We start from the raw sequence: 26,536 nt of genomic DNA, 5'->3' as shown, positions 1-26,536 counted from the left end.
TCGTTTGGTATACTTGAGGCAACATTTTATTTTTTGTGGGGGCTGCATAGTCCCCTATTTTTTTGCCCTTTTAGTTTCCCAAATCATTGCCGACTATAGGCTTGAAGTTCCTTGTCACCCTTTAAGGACATCGGCATTGTACCCTGGTCGGGCTGCTGACTGGAATGTGAGGGTATATTGCTTACCTGTTTCAGTCGCAATATTCCGATAAATTTGACTGGTATCATTGTAATAATTCAGCCTGTCATCATTCAGCTCGATGTGGTTGTTCCCATCTGCTGAGTGGTTATAGTGCAGCTCAAGATAACCGTCCTTTGACCACCATCCTTCTAGGGGTGCCTTAATAAAACTGCCATTGCTGACGCTTTCAAAGCTGGACTCAAAGACGACTTCTTCTGTTGTCATGTCATCAGCATTAGCTTGGGTAAATGTATAACCCTGGGGTAAGTGAGAGAATGTGACTTTATATTCTTCACCCGCATTGAGGTTTGTGAAAGCGTAATTGCCGTTAGCATCAGTGACAGTTTCAGCCGTGGTGTCGTCAGCATTCCCAATGATGCCATCTGCACCACCGCCCGTCAGGGTGACTTTGACATCTGCAACGCCTTGTTCACCCGCATCTTGTATGCCATTTTTATTGGTGTCGTACCAAACGCGATCGCCCAGGCTTGCAGTTGCTTCAGATACAATTCCTGCATCAATGGTGCTGTCGTACTCACCAGGGTCTAGGGTGATTTTGTGAGTAAGACCTGTGGTTGTATCTGCATCTGAATCCAGGGCATCATTACCGGTGTTGGCATCGGTAAATTCAAATCCATCAGGTGTTTCAAACTGAACTTTATAATCACCAGCAACAACGGTGAAATGATACTCACCATTGCTATCAGTCGTGGTAGAGTCGATCACCTCATCAGCTTCTATAGTGCCATCACCATCAACATCGGTTAGTAGATTGACGGTTGTTCCTGCAACCCCCACTTCTGTTGCATCTTGAATGCCATTACGGTTGCTGTCAACAAATACTTTATCGCCTAGCTTGGCTAGCTCAATAGCCGCAAACTGGACCTGTGCATCAGGTGCACCATCACCATCTGTATCGGGAACAATAATAATCCCCATTTTTTGACCATAGCTTGGAACAAACCCCTCACCATTGGCACGAGCTGCTGCAACAATCTCATCTACTCGTTCCTGTTGCCAGTAGTCCCCTTCTTCACCAATGCCACCAGCGGTAGAGTTTTCATCATCAATTAATGTCCAAACAGCCCTCTGTAGGTCTGCCCAAGTGTAATTCCCAGAACCACTAGGAGAGGTTTGCTGAGTAAAATCCTGATTGATAATCCAGTTTAGTAAGTCTAGATTTTCAGGTTTTTCGATGAGACCCTGACCCACTAATTCATCGGGTAAGGGTTCGTAGCTGGAATAAACTTTGGCAGAATAGCTACTCCCCACTTCATTGGTGTTGGCATCGATGATACCGTTGAAGTTTTCATCTACACCAAACCCAATATCTCGGTCGCTATCGATACAAAAGCCACCGTATGTGCCATTTAAGACACCTCCATCTTCAATCACAAGATCCACATATGTTGAATCGTTAGGATCGTTAGGATCACTATAATGACGGTGAATACGATTGATAGCCTTCAATGTTAGCTGCTCAGGCAAAGCAGCACTTAGAGATTTGATATCCATTTAAATCGTGTTCCTTGGTGTGTTGAATTTGCTAGCAAGATGGTGAAGCGAAAACAGTTATTGACGGCTTACACCTACTACTGGTTCAGGCAAAAGAAGGTCCGCCAATTCAGCTCAACAAAGAGATGCAACCTTGTATTTTTGGCAGGCAGATCAGTTAACTTCTTCAACATTGGCAGATGCCCATTGAGAAGCTATTGCAGATTTAAATAATCTGGAAAATGGGCTTTAACGATAACTAAAGCTAACCATGCCAGGACGTAGAAACTCTGTCAGTTTCTGAATCTTATGGAGGTCCCCCTAAGACTCGAAGATATAGTTGTTGCATATGCTTCAGCAATAAACAAGATATGCACGAATTTGAAGCTGTATGCTGGTAATGAGGTGTTCGAACGCAAAGAAAGTTGTTGACATCCTTTGTTTTATCTTGTTTATGTGCACTTGGAGCATAGTAACTGTTTCGCTGTCACATCACTAATATAATGGTTATTTGTATGTAACTCTTTAAATATAATACGAAGCATAAGTGGTTCCTCTATGAACTCAACAACAAAACTTGGTTTGCTTCGGTGCGTCTATTTATGAAGGATACAGTCTTCAAAGAAGATAATATTGATCTTTGAAAAAGCTTTGGGGGTAAATGTTTCCTGTATTCAGATCTTTTAATACACTACAAAGTATTTTGATTCTTTTGTGAACTCAGCAATTAAAGTTGTTTCTACTGATTTGAATGGCAAGATGTTAACCATTTCTCGTGCTAAGTTGCTGTGTTTCTTCAACCGGAAAAATCTCTATTTTTGTCTCTGTTTTTGTAATGTTGAATTAATGGTGCCTTTTGAATCGTGCTTATAGGTTGATTATCTATGATATTTTCGTTGCATGCATATTTGAGTGCGTATGGGCCATCAAAGGTGTGACGAATTGATCCCATGGCCTGCTAGCCAGCCTGTTGTCCAGGCACTTTGGAAGTTGAAACCACCGGTAATGCCATCAATATCTAGAATCTCTCCTGCAAAGAAGAGTCCAGGGCAGAGGCGGCTTTCCATGGTTTTAAAGTTAATCTCTTTGAGGCGAACGCCGCCGCAGGTGACAAACTCTTCTTTGAATACGCCCTTGCCTTGGAGGGAGTATTCTCCTTGGCAGAGCTCTTGGGTGAGTTTGTTGATGGCTTTGTTAGATAATGTTGTCCATTGGGCTTGGGGATCAATTTGGGCGCGTTGGACAAAATAGGTCCAAAGACGTTTGGGGGCCGGTGTGGGATTGTGATTTGCGATCGCACGTTTCCCCCCTTTCTCCCTAGCAGTTTGCAGCAGTGCTCGCACATTATCCTGTGTCAGCTGGGGCAACCAATTAATCAGCACAGTGCCTTTATATCTCTGCCCGTGGAGGGCACGCGCACCCCAGGCCGATAGTTTCAAAACGGCTGGGCCGCTGAGACCCCAATGGGTGATCAGCACTGGACCTGTTTGGGAAAGGGGTTTCTTTTGGCCCGGCAGTTTGAGTTTTACCTCTACGGGGTCCATGGAGAGGCCGCTGCGCTGCCTTAAGGCGGCATCTTTAATGGTGAATGTAAACAGAGAGGGAACCGGTGGCTCAATGGTGTGGCCCAGACTTTTGGCAATGCGGTGTCCCTGGGGACTACTGCCGGTGGCCAGGAGGATGAGATCGCACTTCACATTGCCCTCCTTTAGCCCCACTAAAAAACCTGGTTCTGTTGCGCTTACCTGTTTTACAGGCGAGCGAGTTTTGATAATGATGCCTGCTTTTAGGGCGGTTTTCATCAAACAATCGACGATGGTGGCAGAGTCATCGGTCACGGGAAACATGCGTCCGTCCGCTTCTGTTTTGAGTTTGACGCCATGGTTGCGATACCAGTCAACAGTGTCTTGGGGCTGAAACCGAGAAAATGCGCCGCGCAATGCTTTGCCGCCACGGGGATAGTTCTGCACCAGCTGGGCAGGTTCAAAGCAGTGGTGAGTGACGTTGCAGCGGCCACCGCCGGAGATGCGCACCTTGGCTAGACACTCGGGACCGGCTTCGTAAAGGGTGACGATGGCGTTGGGGGTGGCATGGGCGGTTGCGATCGCGCCAAAAAAACCTGCTGCACCGCCACCAATGACTATTACTCGTTGCTTTTCCACGCTCTGGCTATACCTAAAAATGGTGGGCAAGGCTGATTCTGACGGACAATGTTTCTGTAGATGTCAGGCATTGACCACACTACATGGTTTTGAATCGTTTCTGTTGCCTGATGGGTCGAGGGTATCCATGGGACATGGGACGCATTGATGGAATTTACCCTCATTCATAAGAAAATTTACATTTTGTACTTTTATTAGCTTATATTAATGAATGTGAAGGCATCTCAGATTTCTTTAGTAGAAGTCAGGATGCTAAATAGTGATGATTGCCTTGGCTGTCTAAGACCTTGAGGGTTTTGGACAGCCAATTTCTTTATTGGGGGTATTGTTACAAAAAATATAAATTATTTCAAAACGTAACAGATGAAGCATGACTACTAAAGGTCAGATCCGTTGCACTCAGCCAATGTAGACAGGCCACTATCTTGGTCTCAACCCATGCAGACATGGCCGCTGGTTGAGCGCAGTCGCAGCCAGCAAGTGGGGCTATAGTGGGCTAAATTTGACGCCAAAGACTGCTCTTCGCTTGCCACCCATGGCTAATCCCCTGTCACCCGATAACTACCGCCGATTTTTACAATCCCTCAAGGATCGTATTCGCTCGGCCCAGGTTAAGGCAGCCTTAGCCGTCAATCAAGAATTGATTCTGCTCTATTGGCAGATTGGACGCGAAATTTTAGACCGTCAACAGCAAGAAGGTTGGGGCACTAAAGTCATTGATCGCCTCGCTAAGGATCTCAAACGCGACTTTCCTGAAATGACTGGCTTTTCGTCCCGTAACCTCAAGTACATGCGTTCCTTTGCCGATGCCTACCCTGATGCTCAGCTGGTGCACCAGGTGTTCTCACAAATTCCCTGGGGCCATAATGTGCGGCTGTTGGATGTTCTCAAGGATCCTGAAGAGCGTCTTTGGTATGCGCGCCAGACCATTGAGCATGGCTGGAGTCGCAATGTGCTGCTTATGCAGATTGATCAGGGGCTACACCATCAGAAAAGCGCAGCCATCAACAATTTTGAGCGTACGCTGCCCCCGGACCAGTCCGATCTGGCTAAAAATCTCATTAAAGATCCCTACAATTTTGACTTTCTAACCCTGGCAGCCGATGCTCAAGAGCGGGACCTGGAGCAATCTTTGTTAGGCCACATTCGAGATTTTTTGCTAGAGCTAGGTGTGGGCTTTGCCTTTGTGGGTAGCCAATATCCCATCCAGGTGGGTAGCAAGGAGTATGCCATTGATTTGCTGTTTTACCACCTGAAGCTACGCTGCTTTGTTGTGATTGACCTGAAGTTAGGTGAGTTTGAACCGGAGTTTTCCGGCAAGATGAACTTCTTTGTCTCGGCAGTCGATGATCTGCTGCGTCATGCAGATGACCAGCCTACGATTGGCATGATTTTGTGCAAGTCCAATGATGCGACGGTGGCGGAGTATTCTTTGCGGGATGTCAACAAGCCGATTGGTGTGGCCACCCATCGGCTGGGGCGTGAGCTACCGGCGGATTTGCAAGGGACGCTACCCACCGTCGAAGAACTGGAGCAACAATTGGACAATGCGCAACTCCCTGGGACGAGTTGAGTGAGTTGTGAACTCTGACCCTATCAGTCAGGATGTCGTATCAGACTATGGTTCAGGGCCGTATGGTTAACCCTTAGAAAACCCAACACTCAAAATTCAAAAGACTAATGTTTGAGGGCTCTATCTAAACTCACAGCCCCTGCACCAGCATCAATCACCATGAGCAGTCCACCGATCAGGCCTAAGTTCTTGAGAAATGAATTGATCTGAGTAGGGTCTGCTACGAAATTGTGAAACATGAGCGACGCTGGAATTAGAAACAGAACCAGCAGCAGTGCGCCAATTTTGGTCTTGTAACCCAGGAGTAATGACAGGCTCCCCAGGAGCTGAAAAGTGATGGTTGCAGCCGCTAATAGACTGCCAAGGGGCAAACGCTGACCCAGCATGTCAGCAAAATCAGAAAAGCCCATCAGATGATTAATGCCTGCTTTTAGAAAGATCAGCGCTAAGCAAACACGGGCGGCAAGGGGTAGATACTTCATAGGTCAGATTGGGTGGTTTTGTATTGCTTTGGGACTAAATATAAAAACAAATACCACCAGACGAAAATCACGAATGCAACAGGTGTTGTAATCCACCAGCGATGCAGCCATATCCAGCTAATTGTAGGGATAGCCAGGCCAGTTAAAACGATGGACCATGGCTGGCACCACCAAGGTTTTAGCTGCCATAGGGATTGGGGGTTTTTGGATGTTTCCATGGATAACTCAAGACACCACACATGCTTAGGGTAGCTTGGGCCGCTGACCGCTATGGCAAAAAAAAAGCGGTTGAAACAGCGTAAAGCTGTCTCGCCCGCTCCTTGTTAACCCACCCCAGGAGCTGCCCATCATAAAACAGACAACCCCGGTTCTGAAATTGCCAGCATCGACAGACACTAGCAAAACCTAGGAAGCTCAGTAGCAGACATTGCCCTGGTAACGAAGGGTTAATGCACTGACTTGCACATTTCTTGCCTAAACATCTGTACCTTTCAATGTTTCACAACTGGAAGAAACGTGTTGAACTATCAACTTGAGTTAAGAATCCCATGGAAAGATAACAAATAGGTGTAATTACTTATTTTCTTTATAATTGCTCCCTATTGGTAGCCCTTGATACTTTTTTCATTTCTTCCTAGGTAGGATTAAGGTAAGCCTGAACTCAGGGTGATGTTTTTTGGGGATGTTACTGATGACTGATTTAGATCGTGCCTACGATGTCAGTAACCTGGACTTTTATCGTCATTACCATGGTAAGCAGCTTTATTATCGGTGGGAGGGAACGGTGTGGTGGCGACTGTCACCTGAAGCGCCGTTAGAGAAGATAGTTGCGATCGCAGGCATGAATGCCACCAAAGTATTCCTTTGCTCTGGTGAAAATGGCGAGTATGGCCACCGTATTAATCGAGAGCTAGGCCTCTATTGCGATCTAGACACTGGCGATGTACTTACCCAGTGGCAACCCTTTCCCAATCGGCCACCCGTATCCGTAGTACCCATTGCCAACCGAGTTGTGCAGGGAGATGTCAGCCCCAAAACGACGACGATTCCTGCGGGGCAACCTTACCTAAAAAAAGTCCAGGAGATACCCCTCACCTATCCCCATCCCCTGGCTGACGATCCTCAGTATCGCGAACACTGCCCTGGGCCTACATTTCAAGGCACCGAATATTTCACAACCTACGCTGTCCGCCCTGGAGTGACAGCGCCCACCCCCCTTTGGGCTCGCGATTGTCCCTGGCTCCCATGGATGAAGATGGGCTATGAGCATCCTGCTCGTCTGAGATTTGAAACCACCATTCAGCGAGTGGAAACTTTTGAAGAGCTTAATCCAAAATTAATTGAAGTAATTCGTCAGCGTGTACCTATTTATGAGCACACCCCAGATACCATCGACGAACCCAACGTTACCAGTACGACTTATTTCAAAAAATATTTTGATGCCTATCAAGCAGGTGAAGAATTTCCCATTAGGGAGGCTGAATAATAAGTCGACAAGACCTGGCTAGGGAGATTAGGCGAGTTTAGAATAGAATTTCTAATAATAGGCGTTTGTCCCCCTAGGGGGCATTGAGAGATCAGGGTAACAACGTTTCAATTAGATGGCTGTTTGAGGAAGAACTATGTCTAGAAACTGGTTGTTGCATGTGGCTGTTTTCCCACTCTTGTTAGGTGGAGTTGCTTGTACCCAGTCACCTGAGGCTAAAGTCGGCACCCTAGAATTAAGGGCTAATGGTGAAGACTTTATTCGACAGGGGTTTACTAGTAAAGATGGCTGGCAAATTGAGTTTGACCATGCCTATACCAATATCCAGGATGTTGTTGCTTACCAGACATCGCCTCCTTTTAATCCAGATGCTGATGTAGAAATTACAGCTCAAACCAACACTGTGCTAGCAGATGCCGCCAATGTGGATCTAGCTGAGGGGGATGCAACTGCTGCACCCATTTTGGTAAAACAGGTAGAGACGCCAGCAGGTCGCTATAACGCTCTATCTTGGAAGCTAGTTTCAGAGGGGGAACCATCCTTGGTCTTAATCGGAACAGCAACCCGTGATGGTGAAACCATTCCTTTTGAAATTGCCATGAATCCGTCGTTAGAATTCTTCTGCGGCGATTTTATTGGTGATGAGCGTAAAGGGATTTTAGATCCTGAAGGAACGGCAGATGTGGAAGCCACGTTTCACTTTGACCATCTGTTTGGTGATATTGATATACCTGCAGATGAGGTCCTCAATCGCGGGGCGCTGGGATTTGACCCGTTTGCGGCTTTAGCACAAGATGGTGTTGTTAATGTAACTCCTGAAGACTTGGAAGCACGGCTGACCAAGGTGGAGAAACTTCAGCTCGCCGACATCTATAAAGGCTTAGGACACGTAGGAGAGGGACACTGCCGCGCAGAGGAAATCTAAGGCAACTGTCGGGTCAGATTCGTAGCGTGGTGAGTGAGCCTCCATCTTTGCTTAGTAATTAAAAAAAGCTAGCCCATCAACCTGCTGAACGTCTCCAACAGGTTGATGGGCTATTTACTTTGAAATAAAAATAACTCAACTTATGGAGAAGTAATCAACACGCTCAAAATATGAACGCTCAAATTTAACAGCATTCAAAGAATTAGGAAGAAACCCAAAAAACTCCAGTTTTATATCTTGAAAATTTTTCCCAGACATGGGTGATAAGTCGGGAATCCAAATGGCAGGAATATAAATATCCTGTTCAACTAAAAAATCTTCAGTGAACAAATAGGGACTACCCATATCTTCTTTTTCTGTTGACGTTAAGCTTGATCGAAAAGTCAAATCCTCATCATGGCTACAAATCATCTCTTCTTGACAAAGACCATTATCATAAAACTTGTAGACCAGGTCACCTGAAGTATCACAATTAAAGTAATACAAGGCTTGGCTTGCTAGTTCCTTGGAGAGAAGTTTGGCATCTTCTTCATAGCCTGAATATGTTTGCCCCTTTAGATATCGAATAATTGTCCAGGGATGTCCCTTAAATTGAATGAGAATGAGCCCCTGTGAAGGTATATCTACAGAGGTTGCGTAAACATCTGTATACCAATGCTTGACTTGTTTGATCTGGGTTAAGGTTTCAGCAACTAATTGAAGCGGTGCACGCACAAGAGTCATCAAAATATGTATGTCACTAGTCTCACTTCCTCTTAATTTCTGGATATCCATTGATGTTGCCCTAGTCTATGCGTAATGAAGCCCCCACGAACACGACGGCGCATGGAGGCTTCGGTTTAGATATAAAGGGTCAAGTAGTACAGGTTTCTGTCTACTTAGATATACGGTTCGCTATAGGAGGTTATTCCATACTATGCTTTGTCCGCGAACCCACTGTATGTTGCGATGGTTTGTATACACCCTTTTTCAGCACAAGCCTATCGTCTCCTCACACAGTCATCAATTTTTAGTCGTATGTGTCAGCGATCACTGTGAAATGCTCCGATAGAGTATTAACTAAAGGATTCTGAGGAGATAGTGCACCGTTGTCCAGTGAGTTCTGACGCTGGATAATTGGTCTAGTGAATCTTGAAAGTGTAACAGCACCCAAAACAATCAACTGAAGAGTTCTTCTAAATTCAACACAACTTCTAATTAGAGTTGTTTTATGTAAGGTGAACCTACTATAAACAGGGCTCTCTATTGCAAGTGAGAAGAGGTGTCAGTGATTCGTTTGGGTGCTGTCTTTGACCCGTCAAACGATTCTATCGAGATATCTATTGTTAGACCTCCTTTCGTTATGACCATGAGCCTTTCAGCCCATGTCCTTAGGATATTCCGACAATGTTTGAAAAACTCTTCTCTGATACAAACGTTAATGTTGTTATTTGTCATTGTTTTCCCTGTGAAGCAGTGAGATAACTCTATGGAGTGTGATAGTTGATGGTGTTGCTTGTTGTGATATCACTATTTTTGGGGTTTTTGTTGCACCCACTGCGATACGCCTTTGGCTGCGTCCTGATAGTCCTTGAGCGCTATTAACACTCCATTCAGCTTTTCTTGTGAATTTACTTTGTTCAGATTAGAGAAGGCTGACATCGCTTGCTTTAGCTGACGATCTGCGATCGCAAGTATGGTTTATTCGCTATACTGCGCCAGATAGAATGAGCAATGTTCTACCAAGAGTCTTTCCACTTGAAGCTAAGACATTGAATTCAATGCTGTAGGACTATGATTAAAGATCAACTAGAGAAATTTTCTTCAACTGATCTAATTTCAGATAAGACCCTTATTGATTGGTTAAAAGCTGAATCTAGCACTCAGCTTAATCAAAAGATTGCTTCATTCATGGGTAATCAGAATGCCTCGATTCGTCATCCTGTTTTAGCTTTATCTAAGTCTGGCAATTACTAGAAAGTTCGCATAGATCTTTACATTAGTTCTGAGGGGGACAGACAAGTTAAGAGTGCTTATTATCAGAAAGTTTTAAATCGCTTAGCTATTTTGGCTGGGAGTCGTCGGAATAGTCAGGCAAAGCAATGGTATAAGGGCGATAATTTAGCTGAGTTACTCGATAGATTCTGCAATAGAGATCATCAAGTTGTATTTTGGAGTTGGTATTTTGACCAAAAAGGAAGAGCAGTTCAATTTGCTAATACTCTTTACAATCGTCTCAATGAGTACAGTGAAGTAAAGGATAGAAGAGCATCTGCGTAATCAAACATGGATATAGTTGTCCAGGTAACCAGGTGTTCTACTTGCTAAGTCCAGGCAGCGACTCCGTCGGCCACTGTCAACAGCCTGAGCGTTAGTGGGAAGGGTTCATTTCATGATGTTGGATGAGCAAGGTTGACTGGCAGCGCGGTTGGTGAAAACAGCATTGCAGTTGATTGCGTTGTGGGATGTGGTGATGCCGTTTTAGGAATTACGGGGATGCGATCTCAACCTCTTTTTAGTCTTCGTTTTCTGCCCAATGCTGCTGCACTGTTGCCTTGATGCGAGAGGCATATTGATAGATCTCATCGATGTTACCGATGTTGATCTTTTCTTCACAGGAATAGCTACCATCTGCGTCGAACAGTCCGATGCGCATCCTAGTTAAGTCGTTGAAATAAAGACGACATAAGGGTTTAGTTGAGTTATCTAGGAGGATATTGAAGAATCCTTTTTTGTCTCGATAAATGACGCGATCGAGTGCAACTGTTTCATGGAGGATTGCTTTAACAAGATAATACCCCTCTAGTTCTTCTGGGGTAGTCTCGATTTCTACAACATTGGATTTAGGCTCGTTGTCCTCTTCTTGTTCTGGGCTGTCGTCTATGTCTGGTGCTACGACCTCAACACTTCGACTAGACACCTGATCAAGGCGTTTATCGATTTCCTCGCGAATAAATGAGTTTAGGGCATTAGGAACATATTCCTGAAAATCTTTTTTTAGCTTGCCTGTGAAGGGATTTTCAGGACACAGCTCCTTGAAGAAAAAGCGGATGAAATCATCATGGGGCTCATCTAATTGTTGCTTGAGTAATGCTTTAATGCCGTTGGAGTACTTGAGCTGAACTGCTGAATCAATTGCTCCATCAATGTTCATGGAAGCTTTACTAAGTGCTCCCAGTTCTTTTAATAAAGAGTCTTGCAGGTTTTGCAGGTCAAGAACCATATATGGCTTCTTATCCATGACCCCAGGCTTCTCAAGATCCGCATAGAATTTGTAGACCAAGCCGTTTGTTAGCAGGCCGATGCGGGCTTCTGTCGGTGTGTAGTAATTGAATAGTTGGGACAAGCCAGATTCCAGCTTGACATCATGATGTTTGCATTCAATGAGAATAATTGGCTTGCCTTCACGCAGGATTGCATAGTCAACTCGCTTATCCTTTTGTACTCCTGGAACGTCTAGGTTTGCACCAAATTCAGGTACCACTTCTAAAGGATTGCTGGGATTATAGCCAAGTGCTCGGATAAACGGATCTATCAACGCCGATCTAGTTGCAGCTTCAGTTTGGATATGCTCAATAATTGACGGGACTGTTTGAGCCAGAGCTGTAATTTGATCAATGACGCTCATGATACCTCCTAAATGGTCTGGTTCATTGTAATAGAAGAATGTGCATGTCTACTATTTACATCTTTTCAAGAGGCCTAACTCGCACCAGGAACCAAATGGCATTGATATGTTGAGTGAGTAAATATATTAGCCATTAGACTGAGATGCGGTGGATTAATGGTTTAAGGGTATTGAGATCGCAAGCCACCCCACATTAACTAGCTGTACTGTTATGCTGTGGACAGCTGTTGCTCGCTGATTGCTGGGGTTGTGGTTTTCCGCTGGAGCGGTTTTGGCTAGCTGGCTTGACCCAACTAAAATCGAATACTCCTAGTCAAGTTATAGAAAAGCCTACGCATTAATTCAATATCTAGTTAATGTGGGATAGATATCAGCAAAAAGTAGCTCCAACAAATAGTTAGACATTTGATATGGCCCCCGTTACTGATTCTGAAGCCTATCTTGCCGCTCTTGCTCAACGTGCTTTCCTCAGGCTTTGGAGTTATCCGAATCTTTTCAACGATAAGGGTTGTGGGAAGGAGCTTTGTGATCTGCTTGTCGTATTTGGAGATCATCTGGTAGTCTTTTCGGATAAGCACTGTGAACTGAAGTCTCACGATACTCCTGAAGTAGCTTGGCGCAGGTGATACAAGCGTGCAGTTCTTGCTTCAGCGTCACAAGCGTATGGAGCAGCAAAATGGCTCAGGACTCATCCATCTCGTGTGTTTATGGATGCAGCTGGCAAACACCGTTTACCGGTCCACATCTCTCCAACTGCTAAGATTCATCATGTTCTCACCGTTCGCGGTGCAGCGCAGGCTGCACAATCTGAGTGGGGTGGTCAGGGAAGTCTGTTCGTCACCAATCAACCATTGGATGATTGTGCAACTATGCCGTTTTTCCTGGGGTGTAGTGGTTTCTCTGGGACCTACTTTCACGTCTTTGATGAGATTGTATTGGATGCTGTCCTTTTGACGCTCGATACTGCAAGCGACTTCATCACTTATCTCGAAAAGCGGGAGCGTTTTCTGCAAAATAACTTGAGTGTACTCGCTGCAAGTGAGGAGGATCTGTTGGGGCTTTATCTCATGGGTTACGATCCGCAGAGCGACGAACTCGATTTTCCACAGAACAACGCGAACACAATTTTTGTGGACGGAAGCCATTGGCAAGGTTGGTTGACAAGTCGTCAGCGAGAGTCCCGGGATGCTACAAATCGTATTAGCTACTCTTGGGATATTCTAATCGAAAAGTTCTCCCACCACTTACTTAAAGGGACTCAGGACTGCACCTCTTCGCATGAAGTTGCAGTGCAAGAGCCTCTGCTTCGTTGGCTGTCACGTGAGCCGCGCGTTCGAAGACGTGGTTTAGTTGATAACTTGATCGATATGGTCAATTCCACTCCACCTGGAAGAATACGGCGGCGTTATCATCCCCCTATGCGATCGGGTGACCCTTACTGGTTATTTATAGTTCTACCCCACTTGCATAAAATATCTTACGAGCGTTATCGCGAGATGCGGAGGCAAACATTCCTCGCTCATATCTATGTTGTGAAGTACTTAAATCCTACCGCAGAAGATATTGTTGGTATTGCCGTCGGTGCTAGTCATGGTGAAATGACCGAGGATGCAATGTGCGTTGACTTCCGTGAATGGCTACCTAAGGATATGGAAGTCGGTCGAATCCTTCACGAACAAGATGGTATCTTTGCAGCTCCAATTACTCTCAACCAAACCTATTGGGACTATCCGATTTCAGAGCACGATGACTAATAAGTATTGCAACCTAACTGCCTTAACTTTGCTATCTCACCGCAGCCTGTTGAGTACTACCATATGCTACCTCGTCTTGGTTTAACCGCTTGGAAGAATTGTTGTGCCCGTACCTCATATCGGCATGTTTCAGGTTCGCTCGTTTCTTGCTAGTGGCCACCTTCCGTCCTCTGCCCCACCACCGAATAGTCTACTACGGGAGTCCTATGGATCAAGGGATACTGTTCTTTCTGTATTCGCTACGCTCTTGACAATGGGGCCACCACTCCCGTGGTTCCTTTTGGCTGCGTGGTGCTTGGTGCTCGGGCGATTTGGCGGTATTTGTTGGGATTGAGGTATTTTTGAAAGAGAATTAAAGACAAGGTGAGGAGTGCTCGCATCACCAAGGAGATTGATGCATTACGCTTCACATTGTTGCACTAATGTACCTTTAAAACTGAGTGGATCATCAGAATTATTCAGTCATATTTTCCCAGCATCAGGTTCCATTAATTTAAAAAAAGCCCCTACCAGTAGGGTAGAGGCTCTAGAGTGTGTGTTGTAGGGAGAGTCTGAATAGAAAAGGGTGCCCTGAAATAATGAAGCATTTCACAGATTACGGAGTCTGCACCGGGCATCCAGAATTTTTAGTCGGAGCACCGCAACAGTTCGGCCCCAGGCACCCAAGCTTGTCAACCTGAGCACCGCAACAGCTCAGCAATCTGTTAGCGGACGGACTTAGTACGAGCATCTAGAGCATCGAGGCGTGCTTCCTGGATGTTATCAACAGCTTTGGTACGAGCATCCAATGCTTCCAAACGAGTGGCTTGGATATCCTCAACCGCTTTAGATTGGTTGTTAAGGTGCTCAAGACGTAGCTTGTGAACACTGTTCTTAGTGCGAGCATCCAGGGCGTTGAGCCGAGTCTCTTGGATGTTATCAACGGCTTTGGTGCGAGCGTCCAGCGCATCTAAGCGAGCAGCTTGAATGTTATCGATAGCCTTAGTGCGGGCATCCAGGGCGTCAAGGCGAGCGGCTTGGATATCTTCGATAGCCTTGGTTTGGTTGTTAAGGTGCTCAAGGCGTAGTTTATGGACGGAATTCTTAGTGCGGGCGTCTAGCGCTTCGAGGCGAGCGGACTGAATATTGAAGCTAGCGGGCTCAGCGGCGGCAGCGATGGGTGCGATCGCAGCGGAGGCAACGAGAACAGTTAAAGCGGAAAGAAGTGTGCGTTTCATGGTTAAAGCTCCTTATGAATTCGTGAAGTGTGTTTACTTGCTTCATTGATTACAAGGATGCCGGGGCTACCTGAACGCTATCTGACCGTAAACTGAAGGTTGCTTAAGGGGTTTCTGAATTTGGCTGAGGAAATGTAGTGATATGGGTCACAAGGGTGATTGTGGGTTGTGTTGGCGGAGCTGCTCCAGCGGAGCATCGCAACTGCCCAATATCTATTCAATATAAGAAGCCCCCACAGCTACTAAGACCCATGGAGGCTTCGAGTTAAATATAGAGGGTGCCTAAATAAATTTAGGTAAGTAATACAGAGTTCTGTCTACTGAGGTATTTTGTGTCTGCGATTACAGCTTTAAATCACAACAGCACCCAGAACAATCGACTGAGGGACTCTTCTAAATCAAACAAGACTTTTTAGAGTTGTTGTATATCAGGCGAACCTATTATCAACATGGCTCTCTAGTGCAAGTAAGAAGAAATATCAGTGATGTGTTTGGGTGCTGTTTTTGAGTCGTCGAACGATTCTATCGAGCTATCTATCGTTAAACCTCCTTGTGTAGCAGCTATGAGCTTTTCAACTCATGTGTACAGCATATTCCTGTAGTGCCTCAAAATCTCTTCTCTGATACAAATGGTAACGTTGTTATTTGTCTCTGTTGTTTCTGCTGACCAGTGAGTTAAGTCTATGGGATGCTAAGGATCATGATGATGATGCTTACAGATAGGCTGTGATTACGGAAACGCGAGAGCTGTTTGATTGCAGTGTACGTGAGTGAGCTTTACCAGATGACTGGGGTTAAGGCGAATAAACGGCATACGCTGCCTCAGCCTGTTCAAGAGGCTTAGATAAGGTTTGGCAGGTTGCAAAAGTGTTGGTGTACACTATGCTGTCCTACATGATTAAACTAGTTGACTTATTGATCTAAGTCCTATTACTCAGGTAATGGTGGCCCTGGCTCGGTAGGATTGGCAGATCGGTCACTATGGAATTACTTACTATGGTTCGGTTGAAGGCGCAGATCACTTTACTCGGATTACTCACCGCTAGTTTGCTTGGCAGTTGTAACCCTGTCGTAACGAGTCGCCAAGCTGAAGAATCAGCCCCATCTGCTGCAACACAACCATCGGATATTGAAACGTCTGATGCTGAGTATCAATTGGCCAATACACCGCCAGATTCGCCTGCTACGGCTTTTAGTAGACCTAAACGTCAATGTTATCGACTAGACAATGATCGCCTGACAACTAACCTGCGTTTGACCATTGACTATCAGCGCCAAAGCATTCAAGGGGATGCCCGCTCTGCAGCACAAAATGATGAGGCAGGGAATTATGCCACCTATGCCCAGTCATTTTCAGGCAAAATAGCCGATAATCAAGGGAAAATGCGGGTATTTACCTGGAGTGAACATGATTTTCAAGCGGATGATGAGACCTGGAGCTTTACAGATGATACGCTCACGATCGGTAAAGATGTGCTCAACCTGACGGACTGTCAGTTAGTTAGCCAAGCTTTTCAGGATTTCAATGGTTTAGAAGCCAGTGATCTGCTTGATGACATAAACACTGGCCTGACAGAATCAGTCCGATTTGCACCAGGAACCAGCTCCATTACGCTAAGCAATAGCGCTCTCCAGGGTAAGCAGAATGTTTACTATTTGAGGGTAGATGGGGGGGAGCAAATGAATTTGTCCATCAAGTCACTGGAGAACAATGCGCTCTTTGATGTGATTTCTCCGAGCCGTTATATTCTGGCCAATAAAGCGAAAGAAGAAACTATTCTGTTGCCCCATCCGGGAGACCATATGGTGATTGTTGGTGGGTCGCGAGAAAATGCTACTACCTATGAACTCACCATTGATATTGAATCGGCAGCTGCACAGTAACTCAATGCAGTCCTATATGGTGTTAATCACAATCATAGGCTTTGCATAAAAATCCCCTGACATCGCTGCCAGGGGGGCTGTACTTTAAGAGGATTTGAGAGATAGGAGCGCTAATTCTTTCTCTGGTGTATAGGGATTCAAGCCATACCAGGTGCATTCCCAACCAGTTTTTGTGATCCCCATGGGTTTTTGGTGTGTGTTTGCTCACTTAGTGCGGGTCAATGGCCTGTTGCATAGCTTGTTTCTGTTCTATCTAAACAGGCTAAAAGCGCTGTATTAATGCCCTCAACTTGTGCTGGCGACTATCCGATGAGGCCATCGCATCTACAAAGTTTAGCAACGTGTGTGGTATTCCCAATAAGCTACCAATATGGGCACGTAACTTGCTCCAGTTCGAAAATGTTCTTGAGAGTGGTACATTCCACCAGCGGTTGATCGAACAAACCATGCCATGGCCCACAGAAGTAATCTCATGCCACCAACCAGCTGGAATAAAGAGCATTTCCCCTGGTTGGAGGGTGATATCAATCCGATGAGGCATAGCCATTTTAAACTTTGGAAAGACTTTCAAATCTGGATTATCTGGATAGACCTTACTGTAAACAGCACGACGTTTTGCCCCATGCATTAAGTGATTCCACACGGCAAATGGATATAAATTGTAGAGCTGAGAAGGTGGAAATAATGTGACTTGCTTTGTGCCTGCCAATTGAGCAAGTGTGCCATCCATTGGGTCATAGTGTAAGCAAGAGGTATGTCCTGCAGGACCACACCATAGATTTTCAGGAGTAACGGGATTTGACAACTTCAGTAGCTGTTCAACTGGAGAAAGTACAGAAACCTTTTCTAGAGATGTTCCCTTAAGGCTGCATCTAGCGAGATAGAGATCGTACTTGTGTGCGTTACCATTGAGAATCAGATCAGCGTAGGTTTCAAAGGTGAGACTACTAACAGATACGCCACTGCCCATATCTTTCCATTGGCGCTTGTCCTGTTGATATCGTTCTCTTCCATATTGGCGAACAGGAAACAGTTGTGTGCCCAAATGTTTGCGAAGAAACTCAAGGCTCCAACCATCTGAATTCTCTAACAGTCCCTTCATAAGAAGAGGTCTTCCCTGTTGTAGGTACTGCTTGTGAATTAATTCATAAGAAAATCCCTCAAGTAATAACTCTGGATGAACTGGATCGAGAAAACGTAAACCAGAACAATTAGATGAAGTCACTGACTGCTTAATACTCTTCAAGGGTGATTTTTTGGCTGAGAACAGTAATTAAATGCTTAGTGGAAAAGGGTTTGATAAAGATATCTTCAGCCGCGGTGGCCTGTCGCAGGTCATGCCCCCCTACTTGATAATCTTTAGCTATCACAACAAAGGGAAGCCTCTGCTGCTGGAGCACTGCTAGCAATGGCAGGGTCTCGGCTTGAAAGAAATCGGCATCGACTAACACCAAGTCGGTAGGGGTGTGCTTCACTTTTTCAATAACAGCGTTGTAGGTGGTCGCAACGCAAGTGTTCCAGCCTTGAAGCTGAAGCCCTTTTTCTAATAATTTGGCAAGGCGTAGCCGGCTAGCCGTGACAAGCACACGAATCATAGCTCTAACGCAACCGTATAGAGTAGCTATAAATTAAGAGCTGTATTAAGCGACTTTATTAGTCATCCAATACAGGGATGGTTTCACCACCATTGGGGGTTAAGGTGAGAGCTTCAAATTCGTCATCGTCATAATAGCCAGTAACAGTAACTGTGGTGTTTACTGAGATGGCTGCCTCGCGCATAGCGCTAGTTTCAGCGTCGATTTCAATTTGTCCAGTACCATCATCAAGCAGAAAGTCATCACCCATCAGACGTACCACTTCTCCAGACAGTGTGATGATATTGTTACTACGCAGTGTTTCAACGGTGGTTTGGGTTTGAGTCATCCCCGGCATGGCTAGGCCGGTTAGCACAGTTATGGTGGTAGCACTTGCACCCAATAAAAGTGTCTTCATGGTTGAACTCCTCCAGATTACTTCGCAACGGTGTCTAATAAAGATCTGGATTCTATGATGTGGCCTAAAAGTAACACGAAGGTTTCAAGGGATATAATCAGCGGCTAGGGGTAGCCGAATTTCAAACTGTGAGCCTTGTTGCAGTTGGCTGTTAGCCTTAATTTGTCCGCCATGCAACTCAACAATTTGGTGCACAATAGCTAGTCCTAAGCCAAACCCGCCTGCCTGCCGCGATCGATGCTGATCAACTCGATAAAATCGCTCAAAAATATGAGGTAGGTCTGCTGCGGGAATACCAATCCCAGAATCTTCAACCTGAATAACAATCCAGCAAGCCTGAACTTGACATTTCAGGCGAATCATTCCTCCTGTCGGAGTATAGTGACAGGCATTGTCCAACAAATTAGCAATGGCTTGCTGCAATAAGCCATGCTCTCCCTGTACTGTTGCAGAGCCATCGGGGAGCATACTGTCAAAGTGCAGGTTCTGAGCCATTAGCCGAGGAGCATAGTTAGTTTTAATAGTCTTTAGTAGGGCAACTACATCGATAGGCTGAAAGACTTCAGCAGGCAAATTCCCCTGGTGCCGGGCTAGAAATAAGAGATGCCCCACTAATGTACTCATTGACTCTCCGGTTACAGAAATAGTCTTCAAGCAATGGGTTTGCTCTGTTGGGGAAGTGGGTTCCATCAGGCCAAGTTGGGCATTGCTGATAATTGCAGCCAAAGGTGCCCGCAGTTCGTGGGAGGCATCGGCGGTAAACTGCTGTAGCCGATGATAAGCATTGCGAATGGGTCTCATCGCTTTGCCACCTAAAAACCAGCCAGTGCCGGCAATGGCCGCTAAGGTAATCGGTAATCCGATACCTAGAAACACGCGCAGTTGTTGTAGGGGTCTCATCACCGGGGTGAGGGATGCTGCCACCTGTAGATAACCCAGCAGTCGATCATCCCTATAAACGGGCAGAGTCAACTGCCGTAGTGGTTCCAATGGAGCAGACTCAATGCCCTGTAGTGTCTGAAATCCTAATGTTGTCTCCAGAACAGGGGTAGGTATTTCTCCCATAAACTGCAACAGTTTTTTGTCAGGGGTGTACCACCGGGCAAAGACGATATTAGTATCCAGCTTGATGCTATCACGGCCCAAGATGGGGGCGTCTTCTAAGTCGATATGATGTTGTGCGTCAAAGGTGATTTCTTCCACTCCAGAGGCAATTACCTGGCTTGTGTTGTACAACTCTTGGTCAAAAGAATAGAGACGACTGCGAGCACTCCAGGTATAGAGTATTCCGGCAAAAACTACTAAAATACTGCCCATGGAGAGACTAAACCACCGAGCTAGGTTAAGGCGACTGTGCTCGAACATCAGCTCTAAGACTCCGTTTCAGGGATAGCTAAGCGATATCCTATGCCATAAACAGTTTGCAGCCAGCCATGAGCCTGGATAGACTGTAGACGTTGGCGTAGGCGATGCACCAGAATCGCGACAGCTTTACTGTCGGGTTGCATGTCCCATTCCCATAAGGCTCGCTCAATCTGGTTGTGGCTGAGTACCTGACGAGGATGCCGTAGCAGATATTCCATGAGCTGAAACTCTCGCCCTGAAAGCTGAACGCTGGCATTTTGGTGTTGTAATTTTAGGGTGTCGAGATTTAGTTCTAGCTCTCCTAATGATAGATAATCTCCTACCCACAGCGGAGAGCGCCGCCCTAACGCTCGTACCCGTGCCAGAAACTCCATTAGGTTTACAGGCTTGACAAGGTAGTCATCGGCACCAGCATTGAGTCCAGTTACCTTATCGAGAATTGTATCTTTGGCGGTCAGAAACAAGACTGGAGTAGTTTTGCCCAGACGACGATACTGCTCACACAATGCTAGTCCACTGATCTGGGGCAGCATCCAGTCGAGCACGAGTAGATCGTAGGTGCGATCGCACATCAGCTTTTGGGCTGTCTCTCCGTCCACTACGGCATCGACACCATGCCCGGCTTTGCTGAGCGCTTGGTGAAGCGGTTGGAGCTGGGCTGCATCATCCTCGACCAGTAAAATTTTCATTGGGGGTACGATCCTTTGGAGACGAGTCGTATACTCACAATAGATACCGAGGCGGCAGCCATGCAAATGGGAAACACCCTCAAAATCAGCCTGGGATTTGGACTACCGATGCTGCTAACTGGGGCTGCATTTTGGCTAAGCAGCGGCTGGTTAACGAGGCAGGTTTTTGGTCAAAGTGGTTCAGACGTGGTTCCGATCGACACTACAGGCGCGCAGACAGTGAATGTTGCCTTTATGGTGAGAGTTCTGGCCATTGATGCAGAAATTGATCAGAACCTTCAGATAACTGAGGTGTCAGTACAGATTGGCGGGTCTTCTTTGCAAGAAATGGAATTTAAGTACCCCTTAGCAGACTATGACGAAATAGAGCAGGCGATTGCTCAGGATTTGGACATTCTCCCTGAAACAGTACGTAGCCTGATTCGGTATCGTATTGATTAAGATTTTTCCAAACAAGCAGAAGGCTGCCATACCCAGGGCTAACAGCATCAAAATTCCCATCATGGAGCCTTGAAGTTGCGGGTTAGCTCCACAACACAAAAGCCCGGCATGCTGCCAGGCTTTTGCCATGGGGCTTAATTGTCAGTTGTTACCCAGTCTGCGTTCTCACCCCTTAGCCTCGGTCGCCACAGAGGCTTTTACCTTGAGGTGATTGATGGCACTGCTAATTTTCTCGTAGCTGTGCAACGTAGTCGATCACTCCCTATATAGTGCAGCCAAATAGGCTGTCTAGGTAAAGTCTATTCACATGGGGCTGATTCGCACCATTTTGCATCAGAAAGAGAGAAAGTGCTGCCTGCATAACGCGTTCCTGACTCCATAGCTCGTGGGTGCTTAGATAATCTTGTATTGAATGGTGTAGCGTTTCAGGAATCTCGATCATCAGGCTGACAGTGACTGGAGCTGTTGTACTTGCTGAAGCTTTAGGAGCTGAAGTCATAAATCTAATATCTCTTAAATTAACGGGCACAACAAATCAGGGCCTAGTAGATCACCCTTACCTAAGTGCTGCAAATGGGGGCTAGCAGCAGCGGGGACACAGGGCAAGGAGGCCTTCACTAGGTCGCCTAATTCAGTGGAGCTTTATTGTGCAGGAGGAGGAGGGAATTCGCAAGCGCACCGATTCTTTATATTTTTCTAATGAGATTTTTGGGGTAACGACACCAAGAGGGTTAAGACATTTTTTTCGTTACATTCGTTTATAAAGTGAGATTGATCCCCATACTTAACCGTTTTCCACAGAATCGCTAGATCTGCTCATCAGTCGTAACACCCTGGGGAGAACTCTACTTAACCTGTGGAAAAACCAAGGAAAACCCTGGGGAAAACTTCTGTGAGTATGAATAAATGTATTTTGATAAAATTACCTAGATTGGCTGATTTTCATCAAAATGCTCCGGATGCTGGGTATTGGCCCATAAGGCTCTTTCAGAAGATAATTCGCCCTTAAATACGCCTTAATGATTGTATGAATCTCTGGGTGTAGAAATTACCAACTGACAGGTTAGTTCCTGTGGAGAACTGCAATTTGCCCCCGTAGCATTTTGAGTCGATTATCGAACTCCAGGGCAGCTGCAAACGGGTATTGGGTGTTAACACTGCGATCGCAGATGAGTCCATGTATCTTGTGTCCACTGTTAGAAAGCAGGTGAAGTAGACGTGCATGTGGTTGCCTGGGGCATCGGCTTTGCTGCATCTGCGATCGTAATGTTCAAGGCTAAATGAGTCAGTACTAACTAGACTCGGTTGAGACTGGAGCTTTCTGTTGGGCGTTGTTGTCGTATCTATTCAGCCATGGGAGCCCCATCTCAAATGTCAGGAAATCACGACGGATCAGCCAATTTTTTTGATTATGTAGCTTGCAATACGATTTGATAGGTTGTACAACTTAAGTAGCTTAAAAAGCGTATCGCTAAACACTTAATTGCCTCAAGTTTTATGGTGAGGTATCACGTTTTATCTGTTCGATCTTTCTGACTGCTTAGACAAACGCTTCGGTTCTTGAGTTGGTAGCCCATCTTTGCGATACAAACGCTGTTTGTATCGTGCATGGTCTGACTTGTTTTTTTACTGCTTACTATCTGGCAAAACTCAAACTAGCGCCTAGCTAGCCTTCTGTCCATGTCTATTTTGATTGGTTCAGGCTTTGTTGCACTGCATAGTCAACACACACTCCAACACGCTGACTGGTTGGCAGTTTATGCCCTCGCATATGATGAAGGTGTCGGTGAATGCCTTACTGCCTATGATTTTGAAGATTTTCTAGGGCTATCAGTTTATTTGTTTATTACTACTCAATCTCCAGGGACTCGCCAACAACTCTCTCAGCTATTCCCTAAATTTGGTAGCGCAATTGTTTTGCCGTTACTTAAAATTCTGTGTAGGAAAGAGCTTTTTGTTGAGCAAAACATCCCGATGTTGGCTCAACAAAGCTTAAATGAAATGACGCCCTATTCCTTAATAATTGGGCTCAATCGGGCATTAGACCTTACTGGTCAGAATAATTTGAAGGCGCTCACACTGCAAACAGTAAACCAGCTATTGCAGTCGTGTGAACCCTCTGTTCATTTAGTGTTGTCTCAGTTACTGTCAGAGACTAATCGACGCTTGGTCTCTGAATTTTCAGGAGCTCAGCTGCCTGAACGTGCGATAAGTGTGGCCGGGTACAGGCCTGATCAGCACCGTTTAAATGTCACTGTGCAGAAGCGTAAAGTCACTCAGTGTGTATAGTGTCATCGTTTGTTAACACTGGTACTTTAACGATTCAAAAACTCAGTTGTGTGTTCTTCTACAAGGGTATTGCCGGTTTCTTATACTTGGTCGGCAAATCTCTTCGGTACAACGTAGATCACCTCAAAAGATTTTTGTTGTAAAAAGTTTTAGGAGCAACTATGAGAATTTTTAACCATGATATTACCCTCAGTACCCATGACCAGGAAGCTGGTACAGCTCTCTTTTCGGGTCGAGTCCTTGCCTTGACTCATCCAGAAGACAAAATTCAGATGACGCCTGATCTCCAGTCAGAATGGGTGTTCATTGTGGATCACTATGCTCAAGTGGGGGTGTTTCACAGCCATGACGTTATTTGGTCACGTTCTCTAGACGAAATCAATCGGCATGGTGAGTATGAGCCCTCATTTTATTTCTTTGGAGATGCGGTCAACTCACACCATCAATATCGTCAATTCTTTACTCAGCTAAATCCTCAGTGGTCTGAAGTTGTTGAATTTATTAATTCTAAAAATAACTTTATTCAATTAGCAGAAGCTTTAGGTGTACCTGTTCCTAAGACGTTGCGATTTGCCAATCTATCAGCGGCGAGAGCAGCAACAGATATTCCATTTCCTTGCTATGTTAAGCCTGCTGTCTCAGATCATGGTGCAGGTATTACACGCTGCTTCGATCAAGCTGCTTTAGAAAGGGCATTTACACAACTGGCTCCAGATGCAGCACTGCAAATTCAAGCCGAAGTTCAAGCCTCTGCTTTTTTGAACTTGCAATATCGAGTGACCGCTGATGGTGTGCAACCTTTACTGGTGTCAGAGCAGATTTTAGAAGGCTGTGTCCATCGCGGTAACCGTTATCCGTCTCAACATGAGCCTTGGGAGAGTATGGAGCCCCTAGCAATGTGGTTAGGTGAACATGGCATGCAGGGGATCTTTGCTGTTGATGTTGCCGTTGTGCCAACACCTGATGGGGTGCAGTATTTAGCGATTGAATGCAATCCACGCTTTAATGGTTCATCTTATCCAACCCTCGTTGCCCATAGAATGGAGATTCCTTGCTGGAGCAGCATTACCTATAAAACGCCGTTGCGCTCACTTCAAAATGTTGATCTAACTGATATTACGTTTGATCCAGACAAAGGCCGAGGTGTCATTCTGATTAACTGGGGCACGATTAAAGTTGGTGAAATCAGTGTACTCTTGGCGGGATCCCTGGTGGAACAGTTTGCGCTAGACCAGGAGTTAAAGGCCCGATTAAATGGAGACTTTGTAGCACAGCCATCACCCAAGGCAACCCAACAGTTAGTATTGCAGAGATAAGCTGGCTATTTTTGTTGAATTCAGTAGGTAAACTAAAGCTCTGGTGACTGCCGGGGCTTTTTTCTGTTCTTTACCTTTTGCAAATACTGTGTTCCTTTTTTAGGCAAAAAAAGTCCCTACCGATCGATAGGGACTGAGAGGTTTTGCGCTAGCAAAGCGAGATACGAATTGAGCGTGAACGTCGAATCACCTAAATGTCATAAATTCGAGATTCAAGGGCATGGGGATTTTCGTCGCAGTAACGTGCAAAGGCCTCGTTGGCACTCACCCGTGGCTGGCGCGCCTTTGCCGTTTGTAGTTCTTCTACGGCTTCCCAAGCAATGGCCGCGTCAATGCTTCTTGGACCATGCATCTCTGTTAGGCGACGGGCATGTTCCAATGCGGCTTTGAGGCGGGTTGCAAACGCTGAACTATCAGAAGATGGCTGCTGTAGAGAGATAGGGATTAAAGGCGCTGTTGTCGTCGCGATAGTCGTGTAAGACATGGTAAAAACCGGGTGTATCGTGAACTGTTTATAGCTTATCTATAAACTCTGTAAATGAGTAGACGAAAATCATATAAGTTTCATCTATGTCTCATTAGCTTTCTTTACCTATCAGCATTGGCGGGAAACAAAGAATAGTCGGCTCAGCTTGCTTAATGGGACTGGCTACAATGCAAGGGATAATTGTGTTTGTCGCAAAACTGGGATGTCCCCCTCTCTTCTAGTCAGCCATCGACTTGGAAGCACCCTCTTCCAAGCTGAGAGTAGACTGGGTCAGTAGATGGTCTCAATTAGCTATAAGATATCCAGGCTCCTTCTGTCACCCAATTTTGGGGAAACTAGATTCAAAGGCCCCCAAATTAGGGAGTTGGGCTTCGGTTAGCTCAGCTGCATGGGCAAGCTCTAGGCAGTTGAACAACCTGTTTAACTCTTATCAAGGCTTGAGTTCACCTACTGATATCGTTTGGTCAGATAATTCTATGCGATCGCCCTTTTCCAAAGCTGCGTCTATTTTCTTTAATCCTGAAACTTTGTTGCCCTTTCTAATTGGGTCTATTTTTCTAGCGGTGTTGGGAAGTGCTGTTTGGGAGGTTTTGTTTTCCCTGGTTACTGACCTTAATGATAATAATGCGCTAGCTGCCGCTGTCCAGTTGGCGATCGGCTCCCTGTTAATATTTCTCTTGTCGGTGCTGTTATTTGCTAGAGGTCTAAAACAGCTGGAGCCTGAGACGCTGGCTGATGCTCGCACTCCCATCAAGCATCGTGGTTTGATTTTGCTGGTCAGTCGAGAGGAACCTTGTCGCGTGGCAATCCAGCATCATGCTGATCGCTTAGAGCGTTGTTGGCTGCTGCATTCAGACCAGACTAAAGCCATGGCAGTTGCAATTGCTGATACCTATTCTGGTAATCGCATGAGTTTCAAACTGATTCATGTGAATGATATCTATGACCCGATGGAGTTTTTTCAGCATATTCGTCGCATTTATGACCAGCTGCCCATTGGCTGGTTGCCACAGCAGGTGATGGCTGATTACACTGGCATGACGGCCCATGGTTCGGTCGGCATGGTGCTGGCTAGCCTTTCACCGAAGGCTCCTTTGCAATATACGCCGGTCAATCCAAATCGTTTGAATGAGTCTATGATGCCAATTGAGATTGCTCTGCGCTCAAGGGTAAAATCAGTGAGGCGCTAACAG

At 45.7% G+C, this 26,536-nt stretch carries 24 protein-coding genes; 10 read left to right on the top strand and 14 right to left on the bottom strand.

What is annotated here, in order from left to right; genetic code table 11:
• Positions 1-114 precede the first annotated feature (114 nt).
• Both QGP82_RS04330 and QGP82_RS04325 read right to left on the bottom strand, forming a co-directional pair.
• Positions 115-1,695, bottom strand: coding sequence for an SdrD B-like domain-containing protein (locus QGP82_RS04330; protein ID WP_499057273.1), 1,581 nt, complete (start codon positions 1,693-1,695; stop codon positions 115-117).
• 905 nt (positions 1,696-2,600) lie between these two features.
• Complete coding sequence (locus QGP82_RS04325; RefSeq protein WP_499057272.1) at positions 2,601-3,836, bottom strand: BaiN/RdsA family NAD(P)/FAD-dependent oxidoreductase; 1,236 nt, start codon at positions 3,834-3,836, stop codon at positions 2,601-2,603.
• Between the two features lie 535 nt (positions 3,837-4,371).
• Here QGP82_RS04325 and QGP82_RS04320 point away from each other — a divergent pair.
• Positions 4,372-5,409 carry a PDDEXK nuclease domain-containing protein gene (locus tag QGP82_RS04320; protein WP_499057270.1) on the top strand — a complete coding sequence of 346 codons (1,038 nt, stop codon included), beginning with the start codon at positions 4,372-4,374 and terminating at the stop codon, positions 5,407-5,409.
• A gap of 104 nt (positions 5,410-5,513) precedes the next feature.
• On the opposite strand, the gene QGP82_RS04315 is transcribed toward QGP82_RS04320, so the two are convergent.
• Positions 5,514-5,891 carry a DoxX family protein gene (locus QGP82_RS04315; RefSeq protein ID WP_163666130.1) on the bottom strand — a complete coding sequence of 126 codons (378 nt, stop codon included), beginning with the start codon at positions 5,889-5,891 and terminating at the stop codon, positions 5,514-5,516.
• On the bottom strand, positions 5,888-6,109 hold the full coding sequence (locus QGP82_RS04310; protein WP_490793736.1) for a DUF6737 family protein: 222 nt from the start codon (positions 6,107-6,109) through the stop codon (positions 5,888-5,890). Before QGP82_RS04310 ends, QGP82_RS04315 begins: the two co-directional genes overlap by 4 nt.
• A gap of 473 nt (positions 6,110-6,582) precedes the next feature.
• Between QGP82_RS04310 and QGP82_RS04305 the strand changes: the two genes are divergently transcribed.
• Positions 6,583-7,377 carry a DUF1838 family protein gene (locus tag QGP82_RS04305; protein ID WP_163701203.1) on the top strand — a complete coding sequence of 265 codons (795 nt, stop codon included), beginning with the start codon at positions 6,583-6,585 and terminating at the stop codon, positions 7,375-7,377.
• Positions 7,378-7,513: 136 nt separating this feature from the next.
• On the top strand, positions 7,514-8,302 hold the full coding sequence (locus QGP82_RS04300) for a DUF4382 domain-containing protein (RefSeq protein ID WP_163701206.1): 789 nt from the start codon (positions 7,514-7,516) through the stop codon (positions 8,300-8,302).
• 135 nt (positions 8,303-8,437) lie between these two features.
• Here QGP82_RS04300 and QGP82_RS04295 read toward each other — a convergent pair whose 3' ends face one another.
• Entirely contained in the window at positions 8,438-9,076 is a 639-nt protein-coding gene (locus QGP82_RS04295) for a hypothetical protein (protein WP_499057267.1), read from the bottom strand.
• A gap of 999 nt (positions 9,077-10,075) precedes the next feature.
• Between QGP82_RS04295 and QGP82_RS04290 the strand changes: the two genes are divergently transcribed.
• The gene (locus QGP82_RS04290) at positions 10,076-10,258 is read left to right on the top strand and encodes a hypothetical protein (RefSeq protein ID WP_499057265.1); all 183 of its coding nucleotides are present in this window, start codon (positions 10,076-10,078) and stop codon (positions 10,256-10,258) included.
• 538 nt (positions 10,259-10,796) lie between these two features.
• On the opposite strand, the gene QGP82_RS04285 is transcribed toward QGP82_RS04290, so the two are convergent.
• Complete coding sequence (locus QGP82_RS04285) at positions 10,797-11,909, bottom strand: type I restriction endonuclease (RefSeq protein ID WP_499057263.1); 1,113 nt, start codon at positions 11,907-11,909, stop codon at positions 10,797-10,799.
• A gap of 707 nt (positions 11,910-12,616) precedes the next feature.
• Between QGP82_RS04285 and QGP82_RS04280 the strand changes: the two genes are divergently transcribed.
• Positions 12,617-13,663 carry a hypothetical protein gene (locus QGP82_RS04280; RefSeq protein ID WP_499057261.1) on the top strand — a complete coding sequence of 349 codons (1,047 nt, stop codon included), beginning with the start codon at positions 12,617-12,619 and terminating at the stop codon, positions 13,661-13,663.
• A gap of 704 nt (positions 13,664-14,367) precedes the next feature.
• On the opposite strand, the gene QGP82_RS04275 is transcribed toward QGP82_RS04280, so the two are convergent.
• On the bottom strand, positions 14,368-14,880 hold the full coding sequence (locus tag QGP82_RS04275) for a hypothetical protein (RefSeq protein ID WP_163666141.1): 513 nt from the start codon (positions 14,878-14,880) through the stop codon (positions 14,368-14,370).
• A gap of 981 nt (positions 14,881-15,861) precedes the next feature.
• On the opposite strand from QGP82_RS04275, the gene QGP82_RS04270 reads away from it, so the two are divergent.
• Entirely contained in the window at positions 15,862-16,764 is a 903-nt protein-coding gene (locus tag QGP82_RS04270; protein ID WP_499057259.1) for a hypothetical protein, read from the top strand.
• A gap of 262 nt (positions 16,765-17,026) precedes the next feature.
• Here the strand turns inward: QGP82_RS04270 and QGP82_RS04265 are convergent, their stop codons facing one another.
• From QGP82_RS04265 to QGP82_RS04245, 5 genes are all read right to left on the bottom strand, one after another.
• A complete protein-coding gene (locus QGP82_RS04265) occupies positions 17,027-17,989 on the bottom strand; it encodes a cupin-like domain-containing protein (protein ID WP_499057257.1) in 963 nt (320 codons plus the stop codon).
• Between the two features lie 7 nt (positions 17,990-17,996).
• On the bottom strand, positions 17,997-18,359 hold the full coding sequence (locus QGP82_RS04260) for a DNA-binding transcriptional response regulator (RefSeq protein ID WP_163666148.1): 363 nt from the start codon (positions 18,357-18,359) through the stop codon (positions 17,997-17,999).
• Positions 18,360-18,417: 58 nt separating this feature from the next.
• Complete coding sequence (locus tag QGP82_RS04255; RefSeq protein ID WP_499057255.1) at positions 18,418-18,756, bottom strand: NirD/YgiW/YdeI family stress tolerance protein; 339 nt, start codon at positions 18,754-18,756, stop codon at positions 18,418-18,420.
• A gap of 84 nt (positions 18,757-18,840) precedes the next feature.
• Entirely contained in the window at positions 18,841-20,121 is a 1,281-nt protein-coding gene (locus tag QGP82_RS04250; protein WP_499057253.1) for a sensor histidine kinase, read from the bottom strand.
• Positions 20,122-20,126: 5 nt separating this feature from the next.
• Positions 20,127-20,810: a response regulator transcription factor gene (locus QGP82_RS04245; RefSeq protein WP_499057251.1), complete on the bottom strand. Its 684-nt coding sequence runs from the start codon at positions 20,808-20,810 to the stop codon at positions 20,127-20,129.
• A gap of 60 nt (positions 20,811-20,870) precedes the next feature.
• Here QGP82_RS04245 and QGP82_RS04240 point away from each other — a divergent pair, with 60 nt between their 5' ends.
• Entirely contained in the window at positions 20,871-21,251 is a 381-nt protein-coding gene (locus QGP82_RS04240; RefSeq protein WP_163666156.1) for a hypothetical protein, read from the top strand.
• A gap of 262 nt (positions 21,252-21,513) precedes the next feature.
• On the opposite strand, the gene QGP82_RS04235 is transcribed toward QGP82_RS04240, so the two are convergent.
• Positions 21,514-21,750: a DUF2811 domain-containing protein gene (locus QGP82_RS04235; protein ID WP_163666158.1), complete on the bottom strand. Its 237-nt coding sequence runs from the start codon at positions 21,748-21,750 to the stop codon at positions 21,514-21,516.
• Positions 21,751-22,931: 1,181 nt separating this feature from the next.
• Here QGP82_RS04235 and QGP82_RS04230 point away from each other — a divergent pair.
• Both QGP82_RS04230 and QGP82_RS04225 read left to right on the top strand, forming a co-directional pair.
• The gene (locus QGP82_RS04230) at positions 22,932-23,540 is read left to right on the top strand and encodes a hypothetical protein (RefSeq protein ID WP_499057249.1); all 609 of its coding nucleotides are present in this window, start codon (positions 22,932-22,934) and stop codon (positions 23,538-23,540) included.
• A gap of 161 nt (positions 23,541-23,701) precedes the next feature.
• Positions 23,702-24,856 carry an ATP-grasp domain-containing protein gene (locus tag QGP82_RS04225; RefSeq protein WP_499057247.1) on the top strand — a complete coding sequence of 385 codons (1,155 nt, stop codon included), beginning with the start codon at positions 23,702-23,704 and terminating at the stop codon, positions 24,854-24,856.
• Between the two features lie 190 nt (positions 24,857-25,046).
• Here QGP82_RS04225 and QGP82_RS04220 read toward each other — a convergent pair whose 3' ends face one another.
• On the bottom strand, positions 25,047-25,340 hold the full coding sequence (locus tag QGP82_RS04220) for a Calvin cycle protein CP12 (RefSeq protein WP_499057246.1): 294 nt from the start codon (positions 25,338-25,340) through the stop codon (positions 25,047-25,049).
• Between the two features lie 479 nt (positions 25,341-25,819).
• Between QGP82_RS04220 and QGP82_RS04215 the strand changes: the two genes are divergently transcribed.
• Positions 25,820-26,533, top strand: a complete 714-nt coding sequence (locus tag QGP82_RS04215) for a CRISPR-associated protein (protein WP_499057244.1) — start codon at positions 25,820-25,822, stop codon at positions 26,531-26,533.
• Positions 26,534-26,536: the final 3 nt, after the last annotated feature.

It is taken from the genome of Leptothoe sp. LEGE 181152, from assembly GCF_032906605.1.
Taxonomy (GTDB): Bacteria; Cyanobacteriota; Cyanobacteriia; order Phormidesmidales; family Phormidesmidaceae; genus Leptothoe; species Leptothoe turfae.
This window is presented reverse-complemented; position numbering and strand designations above follow the sequence as displayed.